This window comes from Pseudomonas syringae group sp. J254-4 (genome assembly GCF_032586855.1).
Taxonomy (GTDB): domain Bacteria; phylum Pseudomonadota; class Gammaproteobacteria; order Pseudomonadales; family Pseudomonadaceae; genus Aquipseudomonas; species Aquipseudomonas amygdali.
This window is the reverse complement of the sequence record NZ_JAWHOO010000001.1, coordinates 686,900-703,842: the sequence shown is the minus strand read 5'-3', so window position 1 is coordinate 703,842 and position 16,943 is coordinate 686,900. Positions and strand designations below refer to the sequence as shown.

16 protein-coding genes and 1 other RNA gene are annotated in these 16,943 nt (G+C 59.3%); 9 read left to right on the top strand and 8 right to left on the bottom strand.

Annotated features, from left to right (window positions below; genetic code table 11):
- Nucleotides 1-420: 420 nt before the first annotated feature.
- Nucleotides 421-1,584, top strand: a complete 1,164-nt coding sequence (locus tag RYB09_RS03195) for a putative zinc-binding metallopeptidase (protein WP_005731470.1) — start codon at nt 421-423, stop codon at nt 1,582-1,584.
- Between the two features lie 52 nt (nt 1,585-1,636).
- Here RYB09_RS03195 and RYB09_RS03190 read toward each other — a convergent pair whose 3' ends face one another.
- Complete coding sequence (locus tag RYB09_RS03190; protein WP_058401979.1) at nt 1,637-2,125, bottom strand: GNAT family N-acetyltransferase; 489 nt, start codon at nt 2,123-2,125, stop codon at nt 1,637-1,639.
- 226 nt (nt 2,126-2,351) lie between these two features.
- On the opposite strand from RYB09_RS03190, the gene ffs reads away from it, so the two are divergent.
- Nucleotides 2,352-2,448: signal recognition particle sRNA small type (gene ffs, locus RYB09_RS03185), an RNA gene on the top strand.
- A 303-nt stretch (nt 2,449-2,751) separates the two neighbouring features.
- Nucleotides 2,752-3,876: a mechanosensitive ion channel family protein gene (locus RYB09_RS03180; protein ID WP_058409758.1), complete on the top strand. Its 1,125-nt coding sequence runs from the start codon at nt 2,752-2,754 to the stop codon at nt 3,874-3,876.
- 16 nt (nt 3,877-3,892) lie between these two features.
- Here the strand turns inward: RYB09_RS03180 and acpA are convergent, their stop codons facing one another.
- Complete coding sequence (acpA, locus tag RYB09_RS03175) at nt 3,893-5,578, bottom strand: acid phosphatase (protein WP_316887454.1); 1,686 nt, start codon at nt 5,576-5,578, stop codon at nt 3,893-3,895.
- Nucleotides 5,579-5,671: 93 nt separating this feature from the next.
- Nucleotides 5,672-6,457, bottom strand: coding sequence for an ABC transporter substrate-binding protein (locus RYB09_RS03170; RefSeq protein ID WP_316887452.1), 786 nt, complete (start codon nt 6,455-6,457; stop codon nt 5,672-5,674).
- A 109-nt stretch (nt 6,458-6,566) separates the two neighbouring features.
- Between RYB09_RS03170 and dnaX the strand changes: the two genes are divergently transcribed.
- From dnaX to pdxB, 4 genes are all read left to right on the top strand, one after another.
- Entirely contained in the window at nt 6,567-8,780 is a 2,214-nt protein-coding gene (gene dnaX, locus RYB09_RS03165; RefSeq protein ID WP_316887451.1) for a DNA polymerase III subunit gamma/tau, read from the top strand.
- 61 nt (nt 8,781-8,841) lie between these two features.
- Complete coding sequence (locus tag RYB09_RS03160) at nt 8,842-9,168, top strand: YbaB/EbfC family nucleoid-associated protein (RefSeq protein ID WP_002552818.1); 327 nt, start codon at nt 8,842-8,844, stop codon at nt 9,166-9,168.
- A 156-nt stretch (nt 9,169-9,324) separates the two neighbouring features.
- A complete protein-coding gene (gene tusA / locus RYB09_RS03155; RefSeq protein ID WP_002552819.1) occupies nt 9,325-9,579 on the top strand; it encodes a sulfurtransferase TusA in 255 nt (84 codons plus the stop codon).
- Nucleotides 9,580-9,668: 89 nt separating this feature from the next.
- Complete coding sequence (pdxB, locus tag RYB09_RS03150; RefSeq protein WP_316887449.1) at nt 9,669-10,811, top strand: 4-phosphoerythronate dehydrogenase PdxB; 1,143 nt, start codon at nt 9,669-9,671, stop codon at nt 10,809-10,811.
- A gap of 72 nt (nt 10,812-10,883) precedes the next feature.
- Here pdxB and RYB09_RS03145 read toward each other — a convergent pair whose 3' ends face one another.
- Nucleotides 10,884-11,054, bottom strand: a complete 171-nt coding sequence (locus tag RYB09_RS03145) for a PA1571 family protein (RefSeq protein WP_002552821.1) — start codon at nt 11,052-11,054, stop codon at nt 10,884-10,886.
- Between the two features lie 281 nt (nt 11,055-11,335).
- Here RYB09_RS03145 and RYB09_RS03140 point away from each other — a divergent pair, with 281 nt between their 5' ends.
- Nucleotides 11,336-13,105 (top strand): ABC transporter transmembrane domain-containing protein, encoded by a 1,770-nt coding sequence (locus RYB09_RS03140; RefSeq protein ID WP_230018080.1) that lies wholly within the window; start codon nt 11,336-11,338, stop codon nt 13,103-13,105.
- Nucleotides 13,106-13,168: 63 nt separating this feature from the next.
- Here RYB09_RS03140 and RYB09_RS03135 read toward each other — a convergent pair whose 3' ends face one another.
- Together RYB09_RS03135 and RYB09_RS03130 are read right to left on the bottom strand one after the other, a co-directional pair.
- Nucleotides 13,169-13,450: a pyrimidine/purine nucleoside phosphorylase gene (locus RYB09_RS03135; RefSeq protein ID WP_004658419.1), complete on the bottom strand. Its 282-nt coding sequence runs from the start codon at nt 13,448-13,450 to the stop codon at nt 13,169-13,171.
- A gap of 112 nt (nt 13,451-13,562) precedes the next feature.
- Entirely contained in the window at nt 13,563-14,105 is a 543-nt protein-coding gene (locus tag RYB09_RS03130) for an exonuclease domain-containing protein (protein WP_316887475.1), read from the bottom strand.
- Nucleotides 14,106-14,354: 249 nt separating this feature from the next.
- Here RYB09_RS03130 and RYB09_RS03125 point away from each other — a divergent pair, with 249 nt between their 5' ends.
- Nucleotides 14,355-15,191 (top strand): substrate-binding periplasmic protein, encoded by an 837-nt coding sequence (locus RYB09_RS03125; RefSeq protein ID WP_080396353.1) that lies wholly within the window; start codon nt 14,355-14,357, stop codon nt 15,189-15,191.
- 36 nt (nt 15,192-15,227) lie between these two features.
- Here RYB09_RS03125 and RYB09_RS03120 read toward each other — a convergent pair whose 3' ends face one another.
- Nucleotides 15,228-15,395, bottom strand: coding sequence for a DUF2897 family protein (locus RYB09_RS03120; protein ID WP_002552826.1), 168 nt, complete (start codon nt 15,393-15,395; stop codon nt 15,228-15,230).
- A gap of 119 nt (nt 15,396-15,514) precedes the next feature.
- On the bottom strand, nt 15,515-16,879 hold the full coding sequence (eat, locus tag RYB09_RS03115; protein WP_058409767.1) for an ethanolamine permease: 1,365 nt from the start codon (nt 16,877-16,879) through the stop codon (nt 15,515-15,517).
- Nucleotides 16,880-16,943: the final 64 nt, after the last annotated feature.

The window sequence follows — 16,943 nt, the reverse complement described above, 5'->3', positions numbered from 1 at the left end:
TTGATCATCGTGCGACGCTCCGCGTCGCATGCCGTTCTGGACGCTCTGCGTCCTATCCTGAATGTGATGGCGCGGCGCAGATCTGTGACGCGGAGCGTCACGCACGGCATTCCCACGCTGGAGCGTGCGGAACGATAATCCCAACTACCGTGCGACGCTCTGCTTAGGCATTTGATCATCGTGCGACGCTCCGCGTCGCATGCCGTTCTGGACGCTCTGCGTCCGGTCTTGAATGTGATGGTGCGGCGTAGACTGTGACCACGCTGGAGCATGCGGAACGATAATCCCAACTACCGTGCGACGCACCGTTTTCGCCCATGCAAACGCCGTCGACGCTATCCGTCCCCGCCGTTCGATAATATTTTGAACCCCTGAAGCTTAGGCATGATCTAGTCCATGCAAGGCCAACGGGAGATCGCCATGTACCGCTTTTTCGAGCAATTGAGTTCACGCATTACCGCCCCATTTGTCGGCGAATCCAAACGTAACAGCAAGGTCTGGCAGTGCACATGCGGCCAGTCGGTGTTTTTCCCCAATTCCCAATGCCTGGCCTGTTCGGCTGCGCTGGGTTACCTGCCCGAGCAGGGTCGCGTGGCTACGCTTGAAGCAGGGCCTGAGCCTACCTGGCGCCTGAGCGACGAACCGGGTGCGGGTCTGTATCGGCGTTGCGCTAACCTCGATACCCCGGCAGCCTGTAACTGGCTGTTTCCGGAGCACAACGCCGGTGAGTTCTGCGTTGCGTGCAGCCTCAATCGCACCATTCCCGACCTGTCCATCGCCGAAAACGGCGAACGCTGGCGCAAGGTCGAGACCGCCAAGCGTCGTCTGGTTGCGCAGCTGATTTCCCTGGGGTTGCAGGTCATCCCCAAGAGCGTCGATGAAGAAGCCGGCCTGGCCTTTGACTTTGTCGGTGTCGATCTGGAAGGCAAGCTGCCGACCACTGGCCACGCCAATGGCCTGATTACCCTGAACATCGAGGAAGCCGACGACGCACACCGCGAAGCGATGCGCGTGCAGATGCACGAACCCTACCGCACCTTGCTCGGCCATTTCCGCCATGAAGTCGGCCACTATTACTGGGATCGGCTCATCGCCAATACCCACTGGCAGGACGGCTGCCGCAATCTGTTCGGCGACGAGCGCGCCAGCTACGCCGATGCGCTTGATCACCACTATAAAAACGGCGCGCCCGACAACTGGCAGGAAAGCTTTGTCAGTGCTTACGCCACCATGCACCCGTGGGAAGACTGGGCCGAAACCTGGGCTCATTACCTGCACATGATGGACGCGGTCGACACCGCCTTGGGTTTTGGCATGAGCGCTCGCGACATGGAGCTGGACTACCAGCCATTCCCGCTGGAAGTGCTCTACGATCCACAGCACCCAGGCGGCCCGGCGTTCCTGTCGTTCGTCAACGCCTGGATCGAACTGGCCAGCATGCTCAACGAGCTGTCACGCAGCATGGGCCAGCCGGACTTCTATCCGTTCGTGCTGCCTCCGGCGGTAATCGCCAAGCTGCACTTCATCCACCTGGTGATTCAGGATGCGGGTGGCAAGGCCGACGAGGTGTTGCAGGCTCAGTAACCCAGGCAGCGTCTGACATCGCTGGATGTCAGGCGCGTGTTCAAACTCCGTATCAAAGCGTCAGCACCAGCCTGCGCTCAAAACCGATCCTTCCGCGATAAGCCTCTCCGGTGTCCACCCAGCCCTGACCTGCATAAAGCCCGATAGCAGCGCTATTGTCTGCATCGACCGAGAGCATCAAATGCGTGATGTCCGGCCACTTCAGGCGCAGCGCCGCAGGCAATGCCTGCAAGCACGCCTTGCCTAACCCCTTGCCCTGTTCGCGGTGATCGATCTGCAACGCATGCAGCGTCGCAGCCAGCGTCTCCTGAGCCCAGTTCGGCAGACAATCCCCGCGCTTGAGCAGGAAAAAACCCACCGGTTTATCGTCGCCCAAAAGCACAAAGCCGCAAACATTCGGGTTGGGGTTGACCAGCAGAGTATTGAGCGCGGTGTAAATATCGCCGGAGAACTGCACTTGCTCCTGCGTTACTTCAAGGTGTTCGAGCTGTTGACGTTGAGAGGCGTTGAGATCGTGGTAGCCGACCAATCGAGTCTGCATGAGCAACCTGCTGGCTGATTATTATTGAGGCGGGCAGGGTACAGGATCGAATGAGGGTGTTTCGAGGATTTGTCACACCGACGGCCGATATCGCTTTGCGTTTCAGCCCCGGCACACAAGTGCTTGAGCCCCCTCGAAATTTTTATCCGAACCAACGGTTGTAAACTCACGCCAGACCGGTACAATGGCGCGGCTCGCCAACTGGTGAGTGTCGTTATGGTGACCCCATCGGTCCCCCCGCAACGATTACCCGTGAACCTGGTCAGATCCGGAAGGAAGCAGCCACAGCGGGAACATTGTGTGCCGGGGTGTGGCTGGTGGGGGCACCACCTTAACGAATCCTTAGTCGGCCCTCGACGCAGTTGCACTGAAATCTCCACATCCCCGATTACCACCCAACCGTCTCCGTATGCCGAGTTCATTAGCTGTTCCTGCGCCTGTATGCCATGCCGGATGTGAAAGCTGCTGATAATGCGATCCGAATTCGTCTGAACCCTCGGCGTCATGTGCCACCTAACCCCTTACGCGTCGCTTGAAACCGTTTTACGGCAAGGGGCAATTCAAGTCGCTGCGGGTGTCACGGGCTTTTCGGTCAGGCGTCTCGTAGCAGTGGAGCCGGGGGCCGGATGGAACAGGACATCATCAGATTTTTCACAGACTCGCAATTTCTGGGCATTTCGCTCGCCAATTGGATACTCGCTGTGTTCGCCTCTACCATGAGTTTTATTCTGGTCAGGGGGGTTATCGGTTTTGTGCTCCGAAAGATGCGCTCGCGGCCTGATTCGCCCAGCACGCATATGCGCTACATCGTGGTGCAGGTGCTGTCGGGCACCAGCAATACACTGTTACTGCTGGCTTCGATTCTGATCGGGGTGGGCATGCTCGATCTGCCGGAGCGCTGGCTTGGGCGGGTCAGCAGTCTGTGGTTCGTGGTTGCTGCATTGCAGGTCGGGTTGTGGGCGAACCGGGCAATTGCGCTCGCGCTGCAGCGCTACTTTGTACGTCACAACGCTGGCGGCACCTATCAGGGCAGTGCGCTGGCAACGTTGAGCCTGTGGGGCGCGAAAGTGTTGCTGTGGGCCACGGTGGTCATGGCGATGTTGTCGAACGTCGGGGTCAACATCACCGCGTTTGTCGCCAGCCTCGGGGTGGGCGGTATTGCGGTTGCGCTGGCGGTGCAGAACATTCTGGGTGATGTGTTTGCCTCACTCTCCATTGCAGTGGACAAGCCTTTTGAAGTGGGCGATTTCATTGTGGTTGGCGCGCTGTCGGGTACGGTCGAACATGTCGGTCTGAAGACCACGCGCATCCGCAGCCTGGGCGGCGAGCAGATCGTGATGGCCAACGCCGACATGATCAACAACACCATTCAGAACTACAAACGCTTGCAGGAGCGGCGGATTGTCTTCGAATTCAGGCTGACCTATGACTGTTCCGTCGATCAGATACGGGAAGTGCCAAAGAAAGTAGAAGCGATCATCAATGCGCAGAAACTCGCCCGTTTCGACCGCTCGCATTTCCGTGGTTTTGGCGAAACGTCACTGGAGTTCGAGACCGTCTTTATCGTTCTCGACCCCAGCTACAACGTCTATATGGATGTGCAGCAGGCGATCAATCTGGACATCATGGAAGCCTTCGCCGAACTGGATGTGCGTTTCGCGTTTCCATCCCGCACGGTGTATGTGGCGTCCCTGCCACCGGTCAAGACGTCGCGTCCGACTGCACTGGAGGCAGCCGACGCGAGTACCTGAGCCCTATAGCACGGAATCAGGCAGGAAAGTGCAATGCGTTGGTCAGGTCGCCCATGGGGGCCTGGCCGCGTGCGATCATGGCGTCGTCGCGGCGTTTCAGGCCGTCGAGTTTTTCCAGGTTATGCACACGGGTAATCAGGCGCAGGATCGAGGCCGTGTCGTAGACCGTGTGGTCCACCTTGCCTTTGCGGGCGAAGGGTGAAATGACCAGCGCGGGAATACGCGTGCCGGGGCCGAAGCGGTCGCCTTTGGGCGGTGCGACGTGGTCCCACCAGCCGCCGTTCTCGTCCACAGTCACGACGATCACCATGTTGTCCCATTGCGGGCTCTTGCGCAGGACCTTGATCACCCGGTCTATGTGTCGGTCACCCGCAGCCACGTCGGCATAACCGGCGTGCATGTTCAGGTTGCCCTGAGGTTTGTAGAAGGACACGGCGGGCAACTTGCCGGCTTCGGCATCGGCGAGGAAGCGGTTGGTGCTGGACTCGTCACCCAGGCCGCCGTCACGCAGACGTTTTTTGCGTTCTTCAGGGTTTTGCGGACCCTGTTGCTTGAAGTAGTTGAACGGCTGGTGATGGTATTGAAAGTTAGGGATTTTCGGGATTCCCGTGGAGTCCTTGAACTCGTCCAGCGTCACTTGCCAGGCCCCTGCGTACCAGGCCCAGTCGACATTTCTTTTCGACAGTTTGTCGCCGATGTGTTCGTGGCTTTGCGGAACCAGCACGTTGGGCAGATCCGGTTTCGAGTAATCAGGGTTCTGCGGGTCGCGCAGCCAGGTTGGCCAGTAGGGCGGGGCCATGGTGTTGACGGCGTAGTTGTCCGGGGTAATCGCGCTGGGACCGAACTGCGGTGGCCCCTCCATTGCGCTGGCAGGCGACTTGTCCAGCGGCTTGAGGCGCGGGTCCTGCGGGTTGAAGCTTTGCAGGGTTGCGATCTGCGATTTGGCCGGAGACTCGGCAGCGTTAGGGTAAATCGGCGCGGTGGCTGAAATCAGGTACTGGTGGTTGAGGAACGAGCCGCCAAATGCACCCTGAAAAAAGTTGTCGCACAGCACGAATTCCGAGGCAACGTCCCACAGGCGCAGCGAGTACTGGGTCTGTGCGTAGTTGCCCATGGTCAGCCCGCCAGCGTCGGCCCAGGCGACGAATCGATCATTGCGACCGTCATTGATCTGCATCTGATTCTGATAGAAAACGTGCCACAGGTCGCGAGTGACCAGACTCAGCGGCAGGTCTTCGCCGTTCGGCCCCTTGAGCGGGAAGGGGGCGTTGGGCAGGTCTTTCTGAAACTGCTCGCCTGCCGGGTAGGTCACGCCGTCAACGGTTTGCGGCCCGACCTGCAACACACCACCCCAGGCTGGCGGCAGTTTGGACAACAGCGTGCCGTCGCGGTCGCGCTGTTCATAGTCGGAAGGTCTGAGCGAGGAGAGTGGCTTCTGGACCCCGGGAAAATCGCCGAACAGGTTGTTGAAGCTGCGGTTCTCGGCATAGATCACCACAATGGTCTTCACGTTTTCGCGCAAGGCCCGGTCCAGCGCAGGCCCGGCAAGGTGATGATGCTTGTCGTTGTCGGCGGGCGGTTTCTCGTGGGCCGACACGTAGCTGCTCAGCGTAACGCCTGCGCCCAGGGCAGCCATCCCGCCCAGAAAACGACGGCGGCTGGGGTTGTTGTTGGTGTCTTCGTCGTCTGGTCTGTCGCTCATCGCCAAATACTCGCGCTGGTTAATGTATTACCAAAGATTTCAGGCGAGCGTAACGACGGAATATGACGCTATTGCTACACCGCAGATGAAGGGTCACGGGGTCGTGGGCGTGGTGTAGTGATCGATGATTTGCTGAATCTCGCCCGACAGGCGCATTTGCACCAGTGTGCGCAGGATTTTACCTGTCGGCAGCTCGGGGGTGTTGCGTATCAGGCAGGCCGCAGGCTGCTCTGCGACCAGCGATATGGGCTTCAGCCTTCTGCCGACAGGCAGGTTTCGATTGGTCCATTCAAGGATCAACTGGTTGGTCACGGCGTAGTTGTAGCGTCCAGCCATCAGCTTGCCGAGCGTCTGGTTCTGCGTGCGCGCGTCTTCACGTATCAGTTGATGATTATCAAAAAGATGCTGCAGGGCAGGGTAGTTGTAGCCAAGTACCGTGCCGACGGTTTCATTGTCGAACTGCTCTGGGTATGGGCCCGCAGCCGTTTCGGCTGAAGCGACCAGCCAGTCGCGTTGATAGAGAATCGGCAGGCTCCAGAGGTAATCCCCGGACAGATCGGGATACCACGCCTGTGAGCTGTAGCAATGCATGTCTACTTCACCGCGCTCAAGCGCCGACTGGATGCGCAGGCGCGGCATCACGTGGTACCTGGCTTCGAGGCCGACATGGTGCGCAACGCTTTGCATGATGTCGAACAGGATGCCGGATTCGGGCCGAAAGTCGGTGATATGCATCATCGGCATGGTCCAGCCTTCGTTGACCGCGAAGTCCAGAGTAGCTTTGGCCGCGCTGACGGTCTGCGTCGACAGCAATAACATGCACGCCACGGCTGCACGAGGCAGCCGTGGCTCTGCAAAAGTCCGTTTAAAGCGCGTCATTGGATTCATTTGCTCAGCTTAGCCACAATAGAGACGCACACCAGATGCAATTTTGCCCCTGCTCGGCTAGCATTGGCGGTCTTCCGCTTACCAGTTGCGACGGTTTTAAATGAGTTATCAGGTTCTTGCACGTAAATGGCGTCCGCGCTCGTTCCGCGAAATGGTCGGCCAGGCTCATGTGTTGAAGGCCCTGATCAACGCGCTGGACAGCCAACGCCTGCACCATGCCTATTTGTTCACCGGCACGCGGGGCGTCGGCAAGACTACTATTGCGCGGATCATCGCCAAGTGCCTGAACTGCGAAACCGGCATTACGTCTACGCCCTGCGGCACTTGCTCGGTGTGCAAAGAGATCGATGAAGGTCGTTTCGTCGACCTGATCGAGATCGACGCCGCCAGCCGCACCAAGGTCGAAGACACGCGCGAACTGCTGGATAACGTGCAATACGCGCCAAGTCGCGGTCGCTTCAAGGTCTACCTGATCGACGAAGTGCACATGCTCTCCAGTCACTCGTTCAACGCCTTGCTCAAGACGCTTGAAGAGCCGCCGCCCTACGTCAAGTTCATCCTCGCTACCACCGATCCGCAGAAACTGCCCGCGACCATTCTGTCGCGTTGCCTGCAGTTCTCGCTGAAAAACATGACGCCCGAACGTGTGGTCGAACACCTGACCCACGTACTGGGCGTCGAGAATGTGCCGTTCGAAGACGATGCGCTGTGGCTGCTCGGGCGCGCTGCCGACGGTTCGATGCGTGACGCGATGAGTTTGACCGATCAGGCCATTGCCTTTGGTGAAGGCAAGGTCATGGCTGCCGATGTGCGCGCCATGCTCGGCACGCTGGATCACGGTCAGGTGTTCGATGTGCTGACTGCGTTGTTGGAAGGCGACGCTCGCGGTGTGCTGGAAGCGGTGCGTCACCTGGCCGAGCAGGGGCCTGACTGGAACGGCGTGCTCTCGGAGATTCTCAATGTTCTGCACCGCGTGGCGATTGCCCAGGCGTTGCCGGAAGGCGTCGACAACGGGCACGGCGACCGCGACCGGGTGTTGGCGCTGGCCCAGGCATTGCCTGCCGAAGACGTGCAGTTCTATTACCAGATGGGCCTGATTGGTCGTCGTGACCTGCCGCTGGCCCCGGACCCGCGTGGCGGTTTCGAGATGGTTCTGCTGCGCATGCTGGCGTTCCGCCCGGCCGATAACGACGATGCGCCGAGGCAACCGCTAAAGCCGGTGGGGATCAGCCAGGCCACGGTTGATTCCCGAAAAGCAGTGGCCGATGCGACACCTGTTGCGTCGGTAGCTCCCGCAGTTGCAAAAGCGCCGGTCATGGCTGCGCCCGATCCGGCCTTCGAAGCGCTGCCGCCCGCAGCCGCCCCGATGCCGACCGCTGCTGTACGAGCTGAGCCCGCAGCACAGCCAGAATCAAAGCCGCAAGCACAGCCCGAGCCGGTCGAAGAAGTCGATCTGCCGTGGAATGAGCCAAAGGCACCGGTTGCCGAAAAAAACGCTGAATCCGCACCTGACACTGGCACTGTTGCAGAACCGGTAGCCGAGCCGGTTCTGGAGACTGTCTCCGAACAGCCAGACCTCACCCCAATGCCGACGCCTGCGCCCGCCAGCCCAGTGCCAGATGCGCCGGAGGCGGAACCTGCGCAGCCGGTTGCCGGGCAGCAGGTTACACCGGCGATGCTTGAAGCCATCCCTGATTCCGCCTATCTGTCCATGAATCCGGATTCGATGTCTTCGAATTCCGGCCCAATGGGCCGCGATGACGAGCCGCCAGCGGATGACGATTACGTCGAGCCGGATATCGACATCGACCCGGCGTCCTACAGCTATCTGGATGAACTGGCCCACGAGAGCGTCGTCGAGCTTGAAGCGGTCGAGCCCGAGCCCGCTCCGGCCGCCAAACCAGCCACCGGCCTTGCTGCCGACTGGCTGGAGGTATTCCCCAAACTGCCGATCTCCGGCATGACCGGCAGCATTGCCGCCAACTGCACCTTGATGGCGGTCGATGGCGATAAATGGCTGCTGCACCTGGACCCGGCGCACAGCGCCCTATTCAACTCAACCCAGCAGCGCCGCCTGAACGATGCGTTGAACCAGTATCATGGTCGCACGATCAATCTGAGTATCGAGCTGATCAAGCCCGAGCAGGAAACTCCTGCCCAGGCTGCCTCGCGACTGCGTGCCGAGCGTCAGCGTCAGGCCGAAGCCTCGATCCAGGCCGACCCGTATATCCAGCAGATGTTGCAGCAGTTTGGCGCTGTTATCCGGGAAGATACGATCCAGCCCGTAGACGCGCCTGCGGTGCAGCCTCAATAACTGAACACAGGGCGCCATTGGCGCCGCGCAAACAAACCATCCATTTTCGAGGAGATATCCCATGATGAAAGGTGGCATGGCTGGCCTGATGAAGCAGGCGCAGCAAATGCAGGAAAAAATGGCCAAGATGCAGGAAGAACTGGCCAACGCGGAAGTCACCGGTCAATCGGGCGCAGGCCTGGTGAGCGTCGTGATGACCGGTCGTCACGACGTCAAGCGCATCAATCTGGATGACAGCCTGATGCAGGAAGACAAGGAAGTGCTGGAAGACCTGATCGCCGCCGCCGTCAACGACGCTGTGCGCAAGATCGAGCAGGCCAGCCAGGACAAGACCGCTTCCATGACCGCAGGCATGCAGTTGCCACCGGGCATGAAACTGCCGTTCTGACGGTCGTCTGGGTCACGATCAATGCCAGGCCATGTGCCTGGCATTTTTCTGTCTGCTGTCTTGCTGCGCGCCGCCGTTCGGCATCAGTACAACCATCAGTATTTGGCCTGACCGACTGAATTGAGCGACAATCGTCACCCGCCTCTGGAGTGCCCCATGTCTGAGCCCATTGAAAACCTCACCGTCGACGCCGTGCTGGACGCTGTCGGCCTGTTCTGTCCGGAACCGGTGATGATGCTGCATCAAAAGGTGCGTGACTTGCCTGCGGGCGGCCTGCTCAAGGTGATCGCGACCGATCCGTCCACGCGCCGCGATATTCCGAAGTTCTGTGTATTTCTTGGGCATGAGCTGGTTGCGGAGCAGGCTGAAGAAGGCACGTTCCTGTACTGGATACGCAAAAAGCCTGATTGATTGTTACATCGCTGCAACCCGCGCCGGTTCACGACGCACCTGTTCCCGCTGGGGACCGGTCCCTGTTCGCCAGACCCAGAGAGTCTTCCATGCGCATTGTTGCTGACGAAAATATTCCCCTGCTCGACGCTTTTTTCGCTCATTTCGGTGAGATTCATCGCTTGCCGGGACGCGCCATAGATCGCGCTGCGGTGGCGAACGCCGACATCCTGCTGGTGCGCTCCGTGACACCCGTAACCCGTGAGCTGCTCGAAGGCAGCCCGGTGCGGTTTGTCGGCACCTGCACCATCGGCACCGATCATCTGGATCTGGAAGGGTTTCAGCAAGCCGGTATCCAGTGGGCCAGCGCACCGGGCTGCAATGCGCGCGGCGTGGTGGATTACGTGCTCGGCAGCCTGCTGACCCTGGCTGAAATCGAAGGCGTCGACCTCGCGCAACGTACTTACGGTGTGGTCGGTGCAGGGCAGGTGGGTGGTCGTCTGGTCGATGTCTTGAAGGCGCTTGGCTGGAACGTGCTGGTCTGCGATCCGCCACGCGAGTCTGCCGAAGGTGGTGACTTCGTCAGCCTTGACGAGATATTGCAGCGCTGTGACGTCATCAGCCTGCACACGCCGTTGAGCAAGACCGGGGCGTTGGCAACCTGGCACCTGCTCGACGAAACCCGTTTGCGCCAACTCAGGCAGGGCGCCTGGCTGATCAATGCCAGCCGTGGTGCCGTGGTGGACAACACTGCGCTGCACGACGTGCTGCTTGAGCGCGAAGACCTGCAAGCCGTGCTGGATGTGTGGGAAGGTGAGCCGCAGGTCAACGTGGCGCTGGCCGACCTGTGCGTTCTGGGTACGCCGCACATCGCCGGTTACAGCCTCGATGGCAGGCAACGGGGCACTGCGCAGATCTATCAGGCGCTGTGTGCCTTTCTGGGGCAGCCTGCGGTGATAAAATTGGACGATCTGCTGCCCAAACCCTGGCTGGCGCAGGTCAGCCTCGATGCTGACAGCGATCCGGTCTGGGCACTGAACATGCTGTGCCGTGGCGTGTACGACCCGCGGCGTGATGACGCAGATTTTCGTCGCAGCCTGACTGGCGACACTGCCAGCCAGCGCCTGGCCTTCGATGCGTTGCGCAAGCATTACCCGCCACGTCGGGAAATTGAAGGGCTGAAGGTCCGCGTCGAAGGTGAGTCCGGGGAGCTTACGCAACTCGTGCGGGCACTGGGGGCGGTACTGGTCTGATCGTCCGGTAAACGCGGGGCATAAAAAACCCGACTCAGGGTCGGGTTTCAAGGCATTTGGCACGGTTCGGTTTTATTTTTCCGGGGTTACCCAGTTCTTGTCGCATTCCTGGCAGGCAGCCTGAACCATTGCTTCAGTGATCAGGACTTCTTGCCCATGCTCGTCGAGAATTGCACCGCCAACCGGCAGATTGGGCGTGGCTCGAACGACTGGAACTTCGTTGCTGCGCTCTTGCAGGCTCATGGTGTTTCTCCTTTCATCAGGTAACGGCGTTAAATTAACCGCGCTTGATGACCGGTCCGTGACAGGTGCTGTCAGCCGCTCAAACGCGTTCCCAGTGCAACAGAAATGATGCGAATCTGCCAGTAGACGCTTAGATCGATGTCTTATAGCGGCCCCTGTAAAGCAGTCATAACCTGACCTTTGAAGCCGTGCGCAAGTTCATTCGAAATGATGCACAGCGCGCCATGCATGACAGGTGTAGGCTTCGCCATTCAGAAAGATCGGGCAAACAGGCAGGCTTCATGATTTCACTGATTACGCGACGTCACCGCCAGGCCCTTCGCCTGGCTGCGAGTTTCATTGCGCCGTATCGCTGGCAAGCGTTCGGAGCATTGTTGGCACTGGTCATTACTGCGGGCATCACCTTGTCGATCGGCCAGGGCATCAAGCTGATGGTCGATCAGGGCTTCATGACCCGCTCGCCGCAGTTGCTCGAGCGCTCGATCGGCTTTTTCATGCTGCTGACGGTCGGCCTGGCCATCGGAACGTTCGCCCGCTTTTATCTGGTGTCATGGATCGGCGAGCGCGTGGTCGCCGACCTGCGCAAGAAAGTATTCGATCACCTGATAGAGCTGCATCCGGGCTTTTACGAGAACAATCGCAGTTCGGAAATCCAGTCGCGGCTGACCGCCGATACCACGTTGTTGCAGTCGGTGATCGGCTCGTCACTGTCAATGTTCCTGCGCAACGCACTGATGGTCATTGGCGGCATCGTGCTGTTGTTCATCACCAACCCCAAGCTCACCAGCATCGTGGTGGTGGCGTTGCCGCTGATCATCGCGCCCATCCTCATGTTCGGACGGCGGGTGCGAAACCTGTCGCGCGAGAGCCAGGACCGGGTCGCTAATGTGGGCAGCTACGTGGCCGAGGCGTTGGGGCAGATCAAGACGGTGCAGGCGTATAACCATCAGCAACAGGACAAGCAGCGTTTTTCGCATACGGTGGAGCAGGCGTTCGAGACCGCTCGCAAACGGATTTTGCAGCGCTCCTGGCTGATCACGCTGGTGATCGTTCTGGTGCTGGGTGCGGTGGCGGTGATGCTGTGGGTCGGCGGTATGGACGTGATCAGCGGCCGCATATCAAGCGGTGAGCTGGCAGCGTTCGTGTTCTACGCGCTGATGGTCGGTATGGCGTTCGGCACGTTGAGCGAGGTGATTGGCGATTTGCAGCGCGCCGCCGGTGCCGCAGAGAGGATCGGCGAACTGCTTCAGGCACGTAGCGAGATTAGCGTGCCGACCACCGACCTGCAGAGCCTGCCACAGCGCATCAGCGGGCGTCTGGCGCTGGAGAATGTCACCTTCGCCTACCCGTCGCGTCCCGAGCGCAATGCGCTGGATAACCTGACCCTGAACATCGAGCCCGGTGAAACCCTGGCGCTGGTCGGGCCTTCCGGAGCAGGTAAGTCGACCATCCTCGACCTGCTGCTGCGTTTCTACGACCCGATTCAAGGGCGCATCCTGATCGAGGGCGTGCCGATCGCACAGCTTGATCCGCACGATCTGCGCCGCTGCTTCGCGCTGGTTTCACAATCGCCCGCACTGTTTTTCGGCAGTGTCGAGGACAACATTCGTTACGGTAACGCCACTGCCAGCCTTGAGCAGGTACAGGCAGCAGCGCGTATCGCCCATGCGCACGAGTTCATTCTCGACATGGCCGACGGCTACGGTACGCACCTGGGTGAGGGCGGAGTGGGATTGTCCGGCGGACAGCGGCAGCGTCTGGCGATTGCCCGCGCGTTACTGGTCGATGCGCCGATTCTGCTGCTGGACGAGGCGACCAGTGCACTGGATGCGCAAAGTGAGCACTTGATTCAGCAAGCCTTGCCGAGCCTGATGCAGGGGCGTACCACGCTGGTTATCGCCCACCGGCTGGCCACGGTGCAGAATGCCGACCGGATTGCCGTCATGGATCAGGGCCGGCTTGTGGCGGTCGGTACCCATCAGCAACTGATCGCCAGCAACCCGCTCTACGCACGTCTGGCGGCGTTGCAGTTCAATGCTGGCGTCGAATAGAAAGGCGCAGTGTAAGCAGGTGTGCGGGCAATGTGGGAGGTCAGGCCCCCCACGTTTTCAGTCTCAGCGGTATTCGCACAGGTAAGCGGTATCAACGCTGACCTTGAGCTGGAACTTGCTGTTGGCCGGGACATTGAACTGGCTGCCGGTGGAGAAAGTTTCCCAGTCGGTGCTGTCCGGGAGCTTCACGTTCAACTCGCCGGAGATCACGTGCATGATTTCCCGTTGCGCTGTACCGAACTCATATTCGCCCGCCGCCATGACACCGATGGTTGCCTGACCGTCGACCTGGCTGAAGGCGATGGATTTGACGGTGCCGTCGAAGTACTCGTTGACCTTGAACATGGGCGATTCCTTTTGAAAGGGCTGGAAATGGCCCGCCAGTATGCCCAACACGGTAAAACTCGTCACGCCCCTTGCAAGTCGATGCTGAACAACTGACGACGTGCAGCGAGATTCAATTAGGCAGTATCAACGGCAAGAGCCGGGCGGTATTGCGCGCATCAACCAGTGCCCGGTGTTGCTGACCTGTGAATTGCATGCCAGCCAGTTGCAGGGCGCTGTTCAGGCCCATCGGCTTTTGCAACTGACGCGCTTGAGCGAATCGCTGTTTGAGGTTGACGTGCGGCATGCTCGACAGTGCGCTGTCGAGGCGATGGTAGCGCCATTCCTCTTCCAGTTGCTGGCGGTCGTAATCCCCCCAGCTGGCCCATCCCAGCACGCGGGCACGGTGATGGCTCAACCAGCGCTCGAACTGAGGCCACACGGTCGTCAGGGGCGCAGCGCTGTCGATACTGCTTTGAGTGATATGGGTCAGCTCTCGGCAAAAATGAGTCAGCACGGGCCTGCGTGCGGGGCGTACGAAGCGCTCGAAGTGGTCCAGCTCGCGCCCGTCCTGATTGACCAGCGTCGCGCCTATTTCGATGACTTCCATTTCTGCGACCGGCCAGCCACCTTCTTCGGTGGTAGCCTCCAGATCAATCACCAGCCAATGCGGCATCATCAAGCTCCCTTACGATAGTCAATGGCTTCAGCGTAGCCAGATTAGCCTGTTGCGCCCACGCCTGACGCTGCGCCGACAATATCGTTTTTATAACTGCCCTTACAGTGACCGCTGCTAATTGCATTGGTGCCTCACGCGAGTTCATCGCAGCGGTGCACAATAGTAACCACTGTGAGCGATGCTGACGCCGTTGATTTGACAGTTGTTTAAATCATGGAAACCGCATAGCGTGGAGGGCTTTGATTGATGTCGTGTTTTATGAAAAAATTTGCAGTATTAATTGATGGCGTCGCGCGGACGTTCGCCACAGGCCTTCTGCTCTTTGTGCCGTTCATGGCAACGTCCCACGTCTATGCCGCGCAGGTCGTGCGGGTGGCCGCCGTGCATTTCCCTCCGTATATGGTCCGCCCTGAAAAAGGCGAAGACGCCGGTCTGTTGCCAAAGCTGATCGATGCCCTGAATGCTGAGCAGGACGATTACGAGTTTGTGATGATCCCCACCTCCGTGCCCCGGCGTTTTCGTGACTTCGCGGAAGGGCGTTTCGATGTTGCGATCTTTGAGAACCCTGACTGGGGCTGGAAGGATATTGCGCACGAAACCGTCGATCTGGGCCTTGAAGATGCCGAGGTCTATGTAGCAAGGCGGGTCGAAGGGCGTGATCAGAATTACTTCGATGATCTGTCTGACAAACGTCTGGCGTTGTTCAGTGGTTACCATTATGGATTTGCCAACTTCAATACCGATCAGAAGTACTTGAGTGAGCACTTCAATGTGACCTCCACCTATTCTCACGACAGTAATCTATTGATGGTGGTGCGCAATCGGGCGGATATCGCACCTGTTACCCGTTCTTATCTGATTGATTTTATGGCACGTAACAAAGATGAAGCGGCGCAGTTAATGGTCTCCGAACGCGTTGATCAGATCTACCGTCAATACGCGTTGTTGCGCCCCAATGGCAACATTGATGTTCCACACTTCAAAGCGCTGCTGGAGAAGTTGCGCGCGGACGGCGAGTTGGAGACGATCTTTCAGCCGCTTCATATCAAGGTGCTTTCGGTCAGCGCAGAGATCGGGAAATAGGCAGGGGCAGGTTTTCAGCCTGCCACCCGGACTTATTTAACGGTCCTTGGCTTCCTTGGCGTCCATTTCGGCGTTGCGCTCATGGACGCGCTTGAGTTGTTCTTCGGTGAGGGGCAGTTTCTTGGCTGTATCGCGCAGCATCATAAGACCGCCGACGATCGAGCCGATGGCTACGAGCAGAATTAACCAGGCATACCAGGGCATAGCGCTCTCCTTGTTGTGATACCGGTTTGAGCAGCGAGGCTGCTCAATGGTTCAAGTGTATGCGCCTTGACCGGGTTGCGTGCAAAACCCTTTGCACGCAACCCCGGAAAGTCTCTGAATTATTGCCCGGTCAGCATCGCGTCGGTCGGTGCATCGGCGCGCGATTTGGCAGTCAGGCTGAAGTAGATAAAACCGATGGCCATCAGCCCGAGGAAAATCAGGCCGATCAGCATGTTGAACCAGGCCATTGCCACCAGGCACACGACTGCCAGAGCCAGCGCAATACCGGGCACCACCGGGTAACCTGGCGCGCGGAAGCTGCGCTCAAGATCAGGCTCGGTCTTGCGCAGCTTGAACAGGCTGAGCATGCTCATGATGTACATGACGATAGCGCCGAATACAGCCATGGTGATCATTGCGGCGGTGAGTGTCATGCCGCTCAGGTTGATCAGGCCATCGCTGTAGATGGCGGCGATGCCGATCAGGCCACCTGCGATGATCGCCCGGTGCGGTGTCTGAAAGCGTGACAACTTGGCCAGCGAGGCAGGCAGGTAACCGGCGCGGGCGAGGGCGAAGAACTGGCGCGAGTAACCCATGATGATGCCGTGGAAGCTGGCGACCAGACCGAACAGGCCGATCCAGACCAGCATGTGCAGCCAGCCGGAGCTGTTACCGACCACGGCTTTCATGGCTTGTGGCAATGGGTCGTTGATGTTGGCCAGAGTGCGCCAGTCACCCACGCCACCGGCAAACAGCATGACGCCGATAGCGAGGAATACCAGGGTCAGAATGCCGCTGATGTAAGCTTTCGGAATGGTGCGTTTCGGGTCCTTGGCTTCTTCGGCGGCCATTGCAGCGCCTTCAATGGCCAGGAAGAACCAGATCGCAAAGGGGATGGCGGCGAACATGCCGGCAATCGCTTCCGGCCCGAAGGTCTGGGAACCGGCCCAGCCGTTGAGGGCGAAGTTGCTGAAACTGAATGCGGGCGCGACCACCCCCATGAACACCAGCAGCTCGGCCACGGCCAGAATGCACACGACCAGCTCAAAGGTTGCTGCCAGCTTTACGCCGACGATGTTGAGCGCCATGAACACGATGTAAGCGCCGACAGCCGCATGTTTGGGGTCCAGCCCCGGGTATTGCACGTTAAGGTACGCACCGATTGCCATGGCAATGGCCGGTGGCGCGAATACGAATTCGATCAGGGTGGCCATACCGGCGATCAGACCGCCTTTTTCGCCAAAGGCGCGGCGGCTATAGGCAAACGGGCCGCCCGCGTGCGGGATGGCCGTAGTGAGCTCGGTAAAGCTGAAGATGAAGCAGGTGTACATGGTCGCAACCATCAAGGCTGTTACCAAAAAGCCCAGTGTACCCGCCACGCCCCAGCCGTAGCTCCAGCCGAAGTATTCGCCGGAAATCACCAGCCCGACAGCGATCCCCCATAAATGAATCGTGCCCAGCGTTGGCTTGAGTTGCGTGCTCATGGTCATCTCCCTGAGATTCGGTAATCGTTGAAACATCCTGTTGCAGAGGCCGTGCCAGTGCACT